Origin of the sequence: Streptomyces sp. DG1A-41, from assembly GCF_037055355.1 — a bacterium.
Taxonomy (GTDB): domain Bacteria; phylum Actinomycetota; class Actinomycetes; order Streptomycetales; family Streptomycetaceae; genus Streptomyces.
Genome location: NZ_CP146350.1, coordinates 7,654,154 through 7,666,738 on the forward strand (window position 1 = coordinate 7,654,154; position 12,585 = coordinate 7,666,738).

Below are 12,585 nucleotides of genomic sequence, written 5' to 3' on the forward strand. Positions count from 1 at the left end.
CACGGCAGGAGGATCAGCTCTCCGGGCTCCTGAAGCAGCTGCCAGTGGTGAGACCCGCCACCCGGCCGTTCTTGAACCACTGCTTCGACATGCGGTGCACGGTCTTGGCGTTGAGCTCCCACACCAGGGAGTGGCCCGAGCCGGCGAGGGAGAACATCGCGAAACGGGTGTGGCCCGAGCCTCGAGGCTCGGGCCACACCCGTCAGTGGCAGCACGGGATCAGGGCAGCTGCGCCGCCCGCGCCTCCCGCCGGTTGTCACGGAAGTTGTTCACCCGCCGAGCCGTCGCGAACAGCGGAATCACCGCCCCCATGACCAGCTGAAGCGCGCATCCCGTCTGAAGCAGCAGCTGCCCGCTCGGCGCGTCGAAGGCCCAGGCCGCCATCAGGCCCATGCCCAGCACGATCCACGACAGCATCGCCACCGCGAGCCGCCCCCGCGGCTTCGGGTACTCGACCCGGCTCACCATCAGCCACGCCGTACCCAGGATCGCCAGCAGCGTCGCCACGAACGGCAGCTCCAGCAGCACGATCGACACGACCGTCAGCGCACCGAACGGCGACGGCATGCCCTGGAACGTGCCGTCCTTCACCGTGACGCACGAGAATCTCGCAAGCCGCAGCACCACCGCCAGCAGTACGACGATGGCCCCGACCGCCGCCACCCGCTGGTACGCGCCGTCCGCCACCATGCCGTACACGAGGACGAAGTACGCCGGCGCCAGGCCGAAGCTGATCAGGTCGGAGAGGTTGTCCAGCTCGGCACCCATGGGTGAGGAGCGCAGCTTGCGCGCCACCAGGCCGTCGAACAGGTCGAAGACCGCCGCGCACAGCATCAGGATGACCGCCGTGGCCGCGCTGTTGCGCGCCATGCCGGTCTCCTGACTGCCGGTGAGGTCCGGGATCAGGATGCCGGTGGTGGTGAAGTACACCGCCATGAAGCCGCACGTGGCGTTGCCGAGCGTCAGGGTGTCCGCTATCGACAGGCGAAGAGAGAGGGGCATTTCCTCTTCTTCGTCGACCTCGTCGGCCTCCGGGACCCAGCCGGCTTTGGTATCAGGATCAATCACGGTCAATGCGAGTCACCCCAGCCACGGTCTTCTCCCCCACCTCGACCGCGACCTCCACACCCTCGGGCAGGTAGAGGTCGACGCGCGAACCGAAGCGGATCAGGCCGATCCGCTCGCCCTGCTCGACCTTGGTGCCCTGGGGCACGTAGGGAACGATGCGGCGGGCGACCGCGCCGGCGATCTGGATCATCTCGATGTCGCCGAGCTCGGTGTCGAAGTGCCAGACGACGCGCTCGTTGTTCTCGCTCTCCTTGTTGAAGGCGGGAACGAAGCCACCGGGCACGTGCTCGACCGACGTCACCGTGCCGGCCAGCGGCGCGCGGTTGACGTGGACGTTGAGCGGGCTCATGAAGATCGCGACGCGGGTGCGGCCGTCCTTCCACGGCATGATGCTCTGCACCACACCGTCGGCGGGCGAGATGACCCGGCCCTGAGCGATCTCGCGCTCGGGGTCGCGGAAGAACCACAGCATTCCCGCCGCGAGCGCGGTGGCGGGAACGGCGACGGCCTTGGCGGCGCCGGAGCGGCGGGCACGGGCCAGGCTGAGGGCTGCGGTGGCGACGGTCGGAAGGAGCCACGGCGATGCTCCGCGCGCGAGGCGTACGCCGGCCCGGCTGTCGCGAGGTGCAGAGGTTTGGCTGTGGGGCATGGATGACCTTCGTAGCGGATGATGCCGCACTCTGACGGGGGACGGCGGCTTTCCGGCGATCGTAGCGGCTCGGGGCCCTAACTGGGTAAGCCAGGCAGCCGAGTCGGCGGCCGAAGAGTGCTGACGGGGTGTGATCTTCTTCTCCAAGAAAACACCCCGTATCCGGACATCTAGCCCTGGAATCGATACTCTTCGAGCAGTCGCCGACCGATGATCATTTTCTGGATCTCGGCGGTACCTTCACCGATCAGCAGCATCGGCGCCTCACGGTAGAGACGCTCGATCTCGTACTCCTTGGAGAAGCCGTAGCCGCCGTGGATCCGGAAGGAATCCTCCACGACCTCCTTGCAGTACTCGGAAGCAAGATACTTCGCCATACCGGCTTCAAGGTCGTTTCGTTCGCCAGAGTCCTTTTTGCGAGCTGCGTTCACCATCATCGCATGTGCGGCCTCGACCTTGGTAGCCATCTCGGCCAGCTTGAACTGGATGGCCTGATGCTGGGCGATCGGCTTCCCGAAGGTGTGACGCTGCTGGGCGTACTGGACACCCAGTTCGAACGCACGCTGAGCGACACCGCAGCCACGCGCCGCCACGTTGACGCGGCCGACCTCGACGCCGTCCATCATCTGGTAGAAGCCACGGCCGGTGACCCCGCCGAGCACGCGGTCGGCGGGAATCCGCAGGCCATCCATGATGAGCTCGGTGGTGTCGACACCCTTGTAGCCCATCTTGTCGATCTTGCCGGGGATGGTGAGGCCGGGCCGGACCTCGCCGAAGCCGGGCTCCTTCTCGACCAGGAAGGTCGTCATCGACTTGTGGGGCGCGGTGCCCTCGGGGTGACCTTCGTCACTTCGGACCAGAACGGCCACCAGAGACGATGTTCCGCCGTTGGTCAGCCACATCTTCTGGCCGTTCAGGACGTACTCGTCGCCGTCCTTCACCGCCTTCGAGGTGATGGCCGACACGTCCGAGCCGAGGCCCGGCTCCGACATCGAGAACGCGCCGCGGATGTCGCCGGCCGCCATCCTCGGCAGGAAGTGGTCCTTCTGCTCCTGCGTGCCGTGCTGCTTGAGCATGTACGCCACGATGAAGTGCGTGTTGATGATGCCGGACACCGACATCCACCCGCGGGCGATCTCCTCCACGCACAGCGCGTACGTCAGGAGCGACTCGCCCAGACCCCCGTACTCCTCGGGGATCATCAGGCCGAACAGGCCCAACTCCTTCAGCCCGTCGACGATCTGCTGGGGGTACTCGTCGCGGTGCTCCAGCTCGGTCGCGACCGGGATGATCTCCTTGTCCACGAAGTCGCGGACGGTGGACAGGATCTCCTGCTGGATGTCGGTCAGACCGGCGGTCTGGGCGAGTCGCGCCATGGCTACTTCTCCTGCTCCTTGAGCTCGGGGCGGCCCGGCTGCTCGCCGCCGCGCTCCTTGATGTACGTCTCGGTCGGCACCATGACCTTGCGGCGGAAGACGCAGACCAGCGTGCCGTCCTGCTTGTAGCCCTTGGTCTCGACGTGCACGATCCCGCGGTCGTTCTTCGACTTCGACGGCCACTTGTCGAGCACGGTCGTCTGGCCGTAGACGGTGTCGCCGTGGAAGGTCGGCGCCACGTGCTTGAGCGACTCGATCTCCAGGTTGGCGATCGCCTTGCCGGAGATGTCCGGCACGGACATGCCGAGCAGCAGCGAGTAGATGTAGTTCCCGACGACGACGTTCTTGCCGAAGTCCGTCGTCTTCTCCGCATAGTTCGAGTCCATGTGGAGCGGGTGGTGGTTCATGGTGAGGAGACAGAACAGGTGGTCGTCGTACTCCGTGACCGTCTTGCCCGGCCAGTGCTTGTACGTCGCTCCGACCTCGAACTCCTCGTACGTACGTCCGAACTGCATGACCGTCACGCCTCCGGGATCTCGAACGTGCTGGTGCGCTGCATGCCGGCGGCGCGTCCCTTGCCCGCGATGACCAGGGCCATCTTGCGGCTGGCCTCGTCGATCATCTCGTCGCCGAGCATCGCCGAGCCCTTCTTGCCGCCCGCCTCGGACGTGTAGTAGTCGTACGCGTCCAGGATCAGCTCGGCGTGGTCGTAGTCCTCCTGGGACGGCGAGAAGATCTCGTTGGACGCCTCGACCTGGCCCGGGTGCAGTACCCACTTGCCGTCGAAGCCGAGCGCGGCGGCGCGCTGGGCGACCTCGCGGTAGCCGTCGACGTTGCGGATCTGCAGGTAGGGGCCGTCGATCGCCTGGAGGTTGTTGGCACGGGCGGCCATCAGGATCTTCATCAGGATGTAGTGGTAGGCGTCCGACGGGTAGCCGGGCGGCTGCTCGCCCACGACCAGCGACTTCATGTTGATGGACGCCATGAAGTCGGCCGGGCCGAAGATGATCGTCTCCACGCGCGGGGAGGCCTGCGCGATCTCGTTGACGTTGTTGAGGCCCTGGGCGTTCTCGATCTGCGCCTCGATGCCGATCCGGCCGACCTCGAAGCCCATAGTCTTCTCGATCTGGGTCAGGAGGAGGTCGAGGGCGACGATCTGCTGGGCGTCCTGGACCTTCGGCAGCATGATGCAGTCGAGGTTCTGGCCGGCGCCCTCGACGACCGTGACGACGTCGCGGTACGTCCACTCGGTCGTCCAGTCGTTGACGCGCACGACCCGCGTCTTGCCCGTCCAGTCGCCCTCGTTGAGGAACTTGACGATGGTGTGCCGCGCCTCGGGCTTGGCGAGGGGGGCGCACGCGTCCTCCAGGTCGAGGAAGACCTGGTCGGCGGGGAGGCCCTGCGCCTTCTCCAGGAAGCGGGGGTTCGAGCCCGGTACCGCCAGGCAGGAACGCCGGGGGCGAAGGCGGTTGACCGTGGTCATGCGGAGACCTCCAGGGGGTCGAGCTTGTTCGCTTTCCGGATCTCGTCGACGATGCGGCCGATGATTCCGGTGATGTCGAAGTCCTTCGGGGTGAAGACCGCGGCCACTCCGGCTGCCCTGAGCTGCTCGGCATCCCCGTTCGGGATGATGCCACCGGCGATCACCGGTATATCTGTGGCACCGGCCACACGCAGCCGTTCGAGCACGTCCGGCACCAGTTGGGCGTGCGAGCCGGACAGGATGGACAGGCCGACCGCGTGCACGTCCTCGGCGAGGGCCGCGTCCACGATCTGCTCGGGCGTCAGCCGGATGCCCTGGTAGACCACCTCGAAGCCGGCGTCACGCGCGCGCACCGCGATCTGCTCGGCGCCGTTGGAGTGCCCGTCCAGGCCCGGCTTGCCGACCAGGAAGCGCAGCTTGCCGACGCCCAGGTCCTTGGCCGTCAGATCCACCTTCCGGCGGACCAGGGCCAGCGTGCTGCCCTCCTCGGCGGGGACGGCCACCGGCGCCGAGGAGACACCCGTGGGCGCCCTGAACTCGCCGAACACCGCGCGCAGGGCCCCGGCCCACTCGCCGGTCGTGACCCCGGCGCGGGCGCACTCCAGGGTGGCCTCCATGAGGTTCTCGGTGCCCCGGGCGGCCTCCTTCAGCCGCTCCAGCGCCTTGCAGGGCCGCGGGTGGTTGAAGGGCGGCTGGTAGCGGCTGTCGCGCCACTGCTGGAGCGAGGCGATGACGCGGGCCTCGACCTCCGGGTCGACCGTCAGGATCGCGGTGTCCAGGTCGGCGGTCAGCGGGTTCGGCTCGGTGCCCTCGAAGGCGTTGACACCGATGATCTTCTCCTGGCCGGACTCGATCCGGCCCCGGCGTTCCGCGTGCGAGGCGACCAGCTGCGACTTGAGGTAGCCGGACTCGACGGCCGCCATCGCGCCGCCCATCTCCTGGATGCGGTCGATCTCCGCGGACGCGGCCTCGACCAGCTCCTCCACCTTCGCCTCGATCACCTTCGAGCCCTCGAAGACGTCGTCGTACTCCAGCAGATCGCTCTCGTACGCCAGCACCTGCTGGATGCGCAGCGACCACTGCTGGTCCCAGGGGCGGGGCAGGCCGAGGGCCTCGTTCCAGGCGGGGAGCTGGACGGCCCGCGCGCGTGCGTCCTTGGAGAGGGTCACGGCCAGCATTTCGAGGACGATCCGCTGGACGTTGTTCTCCGGCTGGGCCTCCGTCAGGCCCAGGGAGTTGACCTGGACGCCGTAGCGGAAGCGGCGGTGCTTGGGGTTCTCGATGCCGTACCGCTCGCGGGTGATCCTGTCCCAGATGCGGCCGAAGGCGCGCATCTTGCACATCTCCTCGATGAAGCGGACGCCCGCGTTCACAAAGAAGGAGATCCGGCCGACGACGTCGCCCATGCGCTCCTGCGGCACCTGGCCCGAGTCGCGCACGGCGTCGAGAACGGCGATCGCGGTGGACATCGCGTACGCGATCTCCTGGACCGGCGTGGCGCCCGCCTCCTGTAGGTGGTAGCTACAGATGTTGATCGGGTTCCACTTCGGCATGTGGGAGACCGTGTACGCGATCATGTCCGTCGTCAGGCGGAGCGAGGGCCCCGGCGGGAAGACGTGCGTCCCCCGGGACAGGTACTCCTTGACGATGTCGTTCTGGGTCGTGCCCTGGAGCTGGGTGATGTCCGCACCCTGCTCCTCGGCGACGACCTGGTAGAGCGCCAGCAGCCACATGGCCGTGGCGTTGATGGTCATCGAGGTGTTCATCTGCTCCAGGGGGATGTCCTGGAACAGCCGGCGCATGTCACCGACGTGCGCGATCGGCACGCCGACCCGGCCGACCTCGCCGCGGGCGAGGATGTGGTCGGAGTCGTAGCCGGTCTGCGTCGGCAGGTCGAACGCCACCGACAGACCCGTCTGGCCCTTGGCGAGGTTGCGCCGGTACAGCTCGTTGGACGCCTCGGCCGTGGAGTGACCGGCGTAGGTGCGCATGAGCCACGGCCGGTCCTTCTGACGCTCAGTCATCTGTGACCTCAGCTGTCTTTCAGACGTTCCGGAAGCGGTTGATGGCGTCGATGTGCTGGGCGCGCTTGGCGTGGTCGCGCACGCCCAAGCCCTCCTCGGGGGCCATGCACAGCACGCCGACCTTGCCCTGGTGCAGGTTGCGGTGCACGTCGTAGGCGGCCTGGCCGGTGTCCTCCAGGGAGTACACCTTCGACAGGGTCGGGTGGATCTTGCCCTTCGCGATGAGCCGGTTGGCCTCCCAGGCCTCGCGGTAGTTGGCGAAGTGCGAGCCGATGATCCGCTTCAAGGACATCCACAGGTAGCGGTTGTCGTACTCGTGCATGTAGCCCGAGGTGGAGGCGCAGGTCGTGATGGTGCCGCCCTTGCGGGTGACGAAGACGCTCGCGCCGAAGGTCTCGCGGCCGGGGTGCTCGAAGACGATGTCGATGTCCTCGCCGCCGGTGAGCTCACGGATGCGCTTGCCGAAGCGCTTCCACTCCTTGGGATCCTGGGTGTTCTCGTCCTTCCAGAACTTGTAGCCCTCGGCGTTGCGGTCGATGATCGCCTCGGCGCCCATCGCGCGGCAGATCTCCGCCTTCTGTGGCGAGGACACGACGCAGATCGGGTTGGCGCCGCCGGCCAGTGCGAACTGGGTGGCGTACGAGCCGAGTCCGCCGCTCGCACCCCAGATGAGGACGTTGTCGCCCTGCTTCATGCCGGCGCCGTTGCGGGAGACCAGCTGGCGGTAGGCGGTGGAGTTGACCAGACCGGGAGCGGCGGCCTCCTCCCAGCTGAGGTGGTCGGGCTTGGGCATCAGCTGGTTCGACTTGACCAGCGCGATCTCCGCGAGACCGCCGAAGTTGGTCTCGAATCCCCAGATGCGCTGCTCGGGGTCGAGCATCGTGTCGTTGTGGCCGTCGCTGGACTCCAGCTCGACGGACAGGCAGTGCGCGACGACCTCGTCGCCGGGCCGCCAGGCGTTGACGCCCGGGCCGGTGCGCAGGACGACGCCCGCGAGGTCGGAGCCGATGATGTGGTACGGCAGGTCGTGGCGCTTGGCCAGCTCGCTGGTGCGGCCGTAGCGCTCCAGGAAGCCGAACGTCGACAGCGGCTCGAAGATCGAGGTCCACACCGAGTTGTAGTTGACCGACGAGGCCATGACGGCCACCAGGGCCTCGCCCGGGCCGAGCTCGGGCAGCGGCACCTCGTCCAGGTGGATCGACTTGCGGGGGTCCTTGTCGCGCGTGGCGAGCCCGGCGAACATCTCCGTCTCGTCCTTGTGCACGGTGATCGCGCGGTACGACTCGGGGAGCGGGAGGGCGGCGAAGTCCTCCGACGTGGAGTCGGGCGACTGGATCGCGGCCAGGATGTCCTTCACGGTCACGGTGTTGCCTCCGGCGGTGAGCGCCCTGAGGGAGGGGCGCTGACGGTTACGTCGGTGCTGCTGAGGGTTGAGGGTGTGCCGTCGGTTCGGCGGTGGTGCTGTTCGGCAGCGCTGGTGGCGCGGGAGGTTGCCTGTGACGCAGGCGTCCGGGAGGGCAGGCGCTGGGCTTGCTGGGACATCGCCCGGACCTCTTCAACGTATGACACCGCGTGTCACCCCGCAAGGCACTGAGTGCCAGAACTTGCTCTCAGATGAAATCTTTACGTAACAAATGAGCGATGATCGATCGAACGAGGCCGTCAAAGGGCTGCAAAACAGTCCCTGACATGTCAAAACGGCCACCCCGAAGGGTGGCCGTCATCACACGTCGTCACCGGGCGAAGGGCGCTCAGCGTTCCTTGAGCGCCTGCTCGATCGTCCGCATGACCTCGTCCAGCGGGGCGTCGGTGCGGGCGACGGTCACCAGCACCTCGCCCTGCGCCGAGGCCGTGGCCGCGGCCGGCTGCGACTCCGCGGTGCGCCCGGCCCCGATGCCCGTGCCGAACGTCTTCCGCACGATCGCGAAGGCGTGGTCCAGCTGCGCCTCCACGTCGCCCTGTCCGCCCGCCCTGAGCCAGCGCCGCAGCACGTGGTTGTGCGCGGTGACCACGGCGGACGCGGCGACCTCCGCGAGCAGCGGGTCGTCGTTGGCGTCGTCGGCGTGCGCGCGCTCGTCGAAGTGGCCGAGGAGGTAGCGGGTGAACAGACGCTCGTAGCGGGCCACGGACGCGATCTCCGCCTCGCGCAGGGTGGGCACCTCGCGCGTCAGCTTGTAGCGGGCGACCGAGATCTCCGGACGGGCCGCGTACATCTTCATGACTTCCTTGATGCCGCGGCACACCGTGTCGAGCGGATGCTCGTGCGCGGGCGCGGCGTTGAGCACCGCCTCGGCCCGGACCAGGGTGTCGTCGTGGTCGGGGAAGATCGCCTCTTCCTTGGAGCGGAAGTGGCGGAAGAACGTGCGGCGGGCGACCCCGGCCTGCGCCGCGATCTCGTCGACGGTGGTCGCCTCGTAGCCCTTGGTCGCGAACAGCTCCATCGCGGCGGCCGCCAGTTCCCGGCGCATCTTGAGCCGCTGGGCGGCGGCGCGAGAGCCTGCGGCACTTTCCGGCGCGTCGGCCGTAGCCGGTGTACGTGAGGACTTGGCGGGCTGGGACATGCCCCGAACGTACTGCATGTGTGCAGCTCGCCGCGCATGACCTGGTTCTGCGCCGCCGCCCGAGGGCGGGGCGAACCGGTCCGGGCCGAGCAGGCCGCCCCACTCCGCGCCGGACCGGAACCAGTCGCCGGGACTCTCAGCGCTTGGCATATTCGCGGAAGCCACGGCCGGTCTTGCGGCCGAGGCAGCCCGCGGCCACCAGGTGCTCGAGGAGCGGCGCCGGGGCGAGCCCCGGGTCGCGGAACTCGCGGTGCAGGACCTTCTCGATGGCGAGCGAGACGTCGAGCCCGACGACGTCCAGCAGCTCGAACGGGCCCATCGGGTAACCCCCGCCCAGCTTCATCGCCGCGTCGATGTCGTCGAGCGACGCGTAGTGCTCCTGCACCATCTTGATCGCGTTGTTCAGGTACGGGAACAGCAGCGCGTTCACGATGAAGCCCGCCCGGTCACCGCAGTCGACCGCGTGCTTCCTGATCCGGCCGCAGACCTCGCGGACCGTCGCGTGGACGTCGTCGGCCGTCAGCACCGTACGCACGACCTCCACCAGCTTCATGGCCGGCGCCGGGTTGAAGAAGTGCATGCCGATCACGTCCTGCGGGCGCGAGGTGGCCCGGGCGCAGGCGACGACCGGCAGGGACGAGGTGGTGGTGGCCAGGACCGCGCCCTGCTTGCAGACCTTGTCCAGCGCGGTGAACAACTGCCGCTTGACCTCCAGGTCCTCGGCGACCGCCTCCACGGCCAGGTCGACGTCGGCGAAGTCGTCGTAGGTGCCCGTCGGCGTGACGCGGTCCAGGGTCTGCGCGGCGGCCTCGGCGGTCATCCGGCCCTTGTCGACCGAGCGGGACAGGGACTTGCCGATCCGGGCCTTCGCCGCCTGGGCCTTCTCCTCGCTGCGGGCGGCGAGGACGACCTCGTACCCGGCCTTGGCGAAGACCTCGGCGATACCGGAGGCCATGGTGCCCGAGCCCGCGACACCGACCGAGCGGACCTCCCGGCCCGCAACCAGGTCGCCGCCCTCCAGCGGGGTCAGCGCGTCCCGCACGACGGTGCCGCTGCCGGGCGCTTCGTAGGTGTAGAACCCGCGGCCCGCCTTGCGGCCGGTCAGGCCCGCCTCGCTCAGCTGCTTGAGGATCGGCGCGGGGGCGTGCAGCCGGTCGTGGGAGGCGGTGTACATCGCCTCCAGGACCGTGCGCGCGGTGTCGACACCGATCAGGTCGAGCAGCGCCAGCGGGCCCATCGGCAGGCCGCAGCCCAGCCGCATGGCGGCGTCGATGTCCTCACGGGAGGCGTACTTCGCCTCGTACATCGCGGCGGCCTGGTTGAGGTAGCCGAACAGCAGGCCGTCGGCGACGAACCCGGGGCGGTCGCCGACCGCGACGGGCTCCTTGCCCAGGTCGAGGGCGAGATCGGTGACCGCCGTGACGGCCGCCGGCGCGGTCAGCACCGAGGAGACGACCTCGACCAGCCGCATCGCCGGGGCCGGGTTGAAGAAGTGCAGGCCCAGCACCCGCTCCGGACGGGCCGAGTCGGCGGCGAGCCGGGTGACGGACAGGGCGTTGGTGCCGGTCGCCAGGATCGTCTCGGGGCGCACGATCCCGTCCAGTTCCCGGAAGACCTGCTGCTTGATCTCGTACGACTCCGGAACCACCTCGATGACCAGGTCGGCGTCGGCCGCGGCCCGCAGGTCGGTGGAGGTGCGGACGCGGTCCAGGATCTCCGCGCGGTCCTGCTCGGTCAGCCGCCCGCGCTCGACGCCACGGGCGGTGGAGGACTCCAGGGCGGCGACGCACTTCGCGGCCTGGGCCTCGCTGATGTCGATGCCGACGACCTCGCGGCCGGCCTTGGCGAGGACCTCGGCGATGCCGGTGCCCATCGTGCCGAGGCCGACGACGGCGACGGTGCGCAGCGGGGACTGGGACGAGTCGGAAAGGGGAGTGGCCATCGCGGGACTCCAGGAATGAGGGTGACGACGGGGAACGCCGCCCGGGTGCGCCGAAGGCGGACAGGCGAGAGCCGGACCTCGGGCGCACCGGGTGCGTGAGAAGTGCGGGTGTTGGCCGGGCTGCTGGCGCACACGCCCGGTGCCGTCGGGCCGGGCGTGCACACGCCCGGTGAACGGCGGTTCCGGCCGGCCCTGTCCCGGGGCCGAGCCGTACTGCGGTACCTGAAGTACCGAACCGACTGCTCTCACGACGGCCGCGTCACCAGACCGCCGCGAGGAAATGCGAGTGGGTAACTCGCTCGTCTGAGCTTAACTCGCGGGTAACGAGCGCGCCAGCCCTCGTGTTTGTGATGTACGTCCCGCACAGCTCGCGACGCCTCTAATCTCTCCGTCATGGACGAAGAGTTGCGATCACTCACGGAGCGCTTACGGCAGGAGTCGGGGGCGTCGCCCGCCTTCGAGCGGCTCGTGGCGACCGACGACCTCGACGCCCTGGCCGCGGTGCTGACGGAGCCCGGGCAGCCCTTGTGGGCGAGGGAGCTGGCCGCTTTCCGGCTCGGAGTCGCCGGGGACCGGCGGGCCTTCGAGTCCCTGGTGCTGATGCTCAACCACCGTGACCCGCCGCGCTGCGCCTCCGCCGCCTACGCCCTCGCCCGCCTCGGCGACCCGCGCACCGCCCGCGCGGCCGCCGCCCTCGCCACCAACGAACTGCGCGTCGCCTACGCCCTGCACCCCGTCCGGCTCCTGGTCGAACTGCGTGCCCCGGAGGCCGTGCCCGCCCTGATCACCACCCTCCAGCGACGGCTGCGCCCGCACGACCCGTACCGCCGCGTGGCCCTCGCCTGCGTGGACGGGCTCGGCACGCTGGGCGACGCCCGGGCCAGACCCGTACTGAACGAGGCCCTCGCGCATCCGGTGCTGGCGGAGGCGGCGGTGCGGGCGCTGGGGCGGATTCCGAAGCAGAGGTGATATCAGCGGGGCAGCGCGCGTGCGTACCGCACCTCCGGGACGACGACACCGTCCACCTCGAAGGGCTCCTCGGCGCCGTCCGCGTGGAAGCCGGCCCGTTCGTAGAAGCGGCGGGCCCGGTTGTTTCCCTTGAGGACCCACAGCAGCAGACGGTTGTGGCCCGCGGCGGAGCAGCGCGCGATGGACTCCATGAGCAGAGCCCGTCCCGCGCCTTGTCCCAGGTGTTCCGGATGGACGTAGACGGCGTACAACTCGGCGTCATCGGTGAAGACGTCACCGTCCCGGTAGGGCCCGTGGCAGGCCCAGCCGACGATCTCGCCGCCGGAGTCCTCGGCGACCAGGTTCACCACGCTGCCGTCGGCCTGTGCGAAGTACGAGCGGCGGCGCTCGGCGTCCTCCGAGACGCTGAGCCCGTCCAGGTATGACTGCGGGACGAGCCCCTCGTACGCGGTCTGCCAGCCGTCGATGCGGATCTCGGCGACGCGGTCGCAGTCGGCGAGCGTCATCTCCCGT

General features: G+C 69.0%; 12 protein-coding genes. 1 reads left to right on the top strand and 11 read right to left on the bottom strand.

The window, feature by feature from the left end; all coding sequences use genetic code 11:
- Window positions 1–13 precede the first annotated feature (13 nt).
- The 10 genes from V8690_RS35540 to V8690_RS35585 all read right to left on the bottom strand — a co-directional run bounded on the left by V8690_RS35540 (window position 14) and on the right by V8690_RS35585 (window position 11,103).
- The gene (locus tag V8690_RS35540) at window positions 14–157 is read right to left on the bottom strand and encodes a hypothetical protein (protein ID WP_338784157.1); all 144 of its coding nucleotides are present in this window, start codon (window positions 155–157) and stop codon (window positions 14–16) included.
- 62 nt (window positions 158–219) lie between these two features.
- Window positions 220–1,002: a CDP-diacylglycerol--serine O-phosphatidyltransferase gene (gene pssA, locus V8690_RS35545; RefSeq protein ID WP_338784158.1), complete on the bottom strand. Its 783-nt coding sequence runs from the start codon at window positions 1,000–1,002 to the stop codon at window positions 220–222.
- A 58-nt stretch (window positions 1,003–1,060) separates the two neighbouring features.
- On the bottom strand, window positions 1,061–1,717 hold the full coding sequence (locus tag V8690_RS35550) for a phosphatidylserine decarboxylase (protein WP_338784159.1): 657 nt from the start codon (window positions 1,715–1,717) through the stop codon (window positions 1,061–1,063).
- Window positions 1,718–1,887: 170 nt separating this feature from the next.
- Entirely contained in the window at window positions 1,888–3,093 is a 1,206-nt protein-coding gene (locus V8690_RS35555; protein ID WP_338784160.1) for an acyl-CoA dehydrogenase family protein, read from the bottom strand.
- Window positions 3,094–3,095: 2 nt separating this feature from the next.
- A complete protein-coding gene (locus V8690_RS35560) occupies window positions 3,096–3,608 on the bottom strand; it encodes a MaoC family dehydratase (protein WP_338784163.1) in 513 nt (170 codons plus the stop codon).
- 5 nt (window positions 3,609–3,613) lie between these two features.
- Window positions 3,614–4,576: a CoA ester lyase gene (locus V8690_RS35565; protein WP_338784164.1), complete on the bottom strand. Its 963-nt coding sequence runs from the start codon at window positions 4,574–4,576 to the stop codon at window positions 3,614–3,616.
- Window positions 4,573–6,600 carry a protein meaA gene (locus tag V8690_RS35570; protein WP_338784165.1) on the bottom strand — a complete coding sequence of 676 codons (2,028 nt, stop codon included), beginning with the start codon at window positions 6,598–6,600 and terminating at the stop codon, window positions 4,573–4,575. Before V8690_RS35570 ends, V8690_RS35565 begins: the two co-directional genes overlap by 4 nt.
- Before the next feature lie 19 nt (window positions 6,601–6,619).
- Window positions 6,620–7,963, bottom strand: coding sequence for a crotonyl-CoA carboxylase/reductase (gene ccrA / locus V8690_RS35575; protein WP_338784166.1), 1,344 nt, complete (start codon window positions 7,961–7,963; stop codon window positions 6,620–6,622).
- Window positions 7,964–8,351: 388 nt separating this feature from the next.
- Window positions 8,352–9,161 (bottom strand): TetR family transcriptional regulator, encoded by an 810-nt coding sequence (locus V8690_RS35580; protein WP_338784167.1) that lies wholly within the window; start codon window positions 9,159–9,161, stop codon window positions 8,352–8,354.
- Window positions 9,162–9,297: 136 nt separating this feature from the next.
- Window positions 9,298–11,103, bottom strand: a complete 1,806-nt coding sequence (locus V8690_RS35585; RefSeq protein ID WP_338784168.1) for a 3-hydroxybutyryl-CoA dehydrogenase — start codon at window positions 11,101–11,103, stop codon at window positions 9,298–9,300.
- A gap of 393 nt (window positions 11,104–11,496) precedes the next feature.
- On the opposite strand from V8690_RS35585, the gene V8690_RS35590 reads away from it, so the two are divergent.
- Entirely contained in the window at window positions 11,497–12,072 is a 576-nt protein-coding gene (locus V8690_RS35590; RefSeq protein WP_338784169.1) for an adenylosuccinate lyase, read from the top strand.
- Between the two features lie 2 nt (window positions 12,073–12,074).
- Here the strand turns inward: V8690_RS35590 and V8690_RS35595 are convergent, their stop codons facing one another.
- Entirely contained in the window at window positions 12,075–12,578 is a 504-nt protein-coding gene (locus V8690_RS35595; protein WP_338784170.1) for a GNAT family N-acetyltransferase, read from the bottom strand.
- Between the last annotated feature and the right edge of the window lie 7 nt (window positions 12,579–12,585).

What these genes read in the sequence shown, in the direction of transcription:
- V8690_RS35585 (WP_338784168.1), bottom strand. Translation starts at nt 11,103, where the DNA reads ATGGCCACTCCCCTTTCCGACTCGTCCCAGTCCCCGCTGCGCACCGTC.
- V8690_RS35590 (WP_338784169.1), top strand. Translation starts at nt 11,497, where the DNA reads ATGGACGAAGAGTTGCGATCACTCACGGAGCGCTTACGGCAGGAGTCG.
- V8690_RS35570 (WP_338784165.1), bottom strand. Translation starts at nt 6,600, where the DNA reads ATGACTGAGCGTCAGAAGGACCGGCCGTGGCTCATGCGCACCTACGCC.
- V8690_RS35580 (WP_338784167.1), bottom strand. Translation starts at nt 9,161, where the DNA reads ATGTCCCAGCCCGCCAAGTCCTCACGTACACCGGCTACGGCCGACGCG.
- V8690_RS35550 (WP_338784159.1), bottom strand. Translation starts at nt 1,717, where the DNA reads ATGCCCCACAGCCAAACCTCTGCACCTCGCGACAGCCGGGCCGGCGTA.
- V8690_RS35565 (WP_338784164.1), bottom strand. Translation starts at nt 4,576, where the DNA reads ATGACCACGGTCAACCGCCTTCGCCCCCGGCGTTCCTGCCTGGCGGTA.
- V8690_RS35560 (WP_338784163.1), bottom strand. Translation starts at nt 3,608, where the DNA reads ATGCAGTTCGGACGTACGTACGAGGAGTTCGAGGTCGGAGCGACGTAC.
- pssA (WP_338784158.1), bottom strand. Translation starts at nt 1,002, where the DNA reads ATGCCCCTCTCTCTTCGCCTGTCGATAGCGGACACCCTGACGCTCGGC.
- V8690_RS35595 (WP_338784170.1), bottom strand. Translation starts at nt 12,578, where the DNA reads ATGACGCTCGCCGACTGCGACCGCGTCGCCGAGATCCGCATCGACGGC.
- V8690_RS35555 (WP_338784160.1), bottom strand. Translation starts at nt 3,093, where the DNA reads ATGGCGCGACTCGCCCAGACCGCCGGTCTGACCGACATCCAGCAGGAG.
- V8690_RS35540 (WP_338784157.1), bottom strand. Translation starts at nt 157, where the DNA reads ATGTTCTCCCTCGCCGGCTCGGGCCACTCCCTGGTGTGGGAGCTCAAC.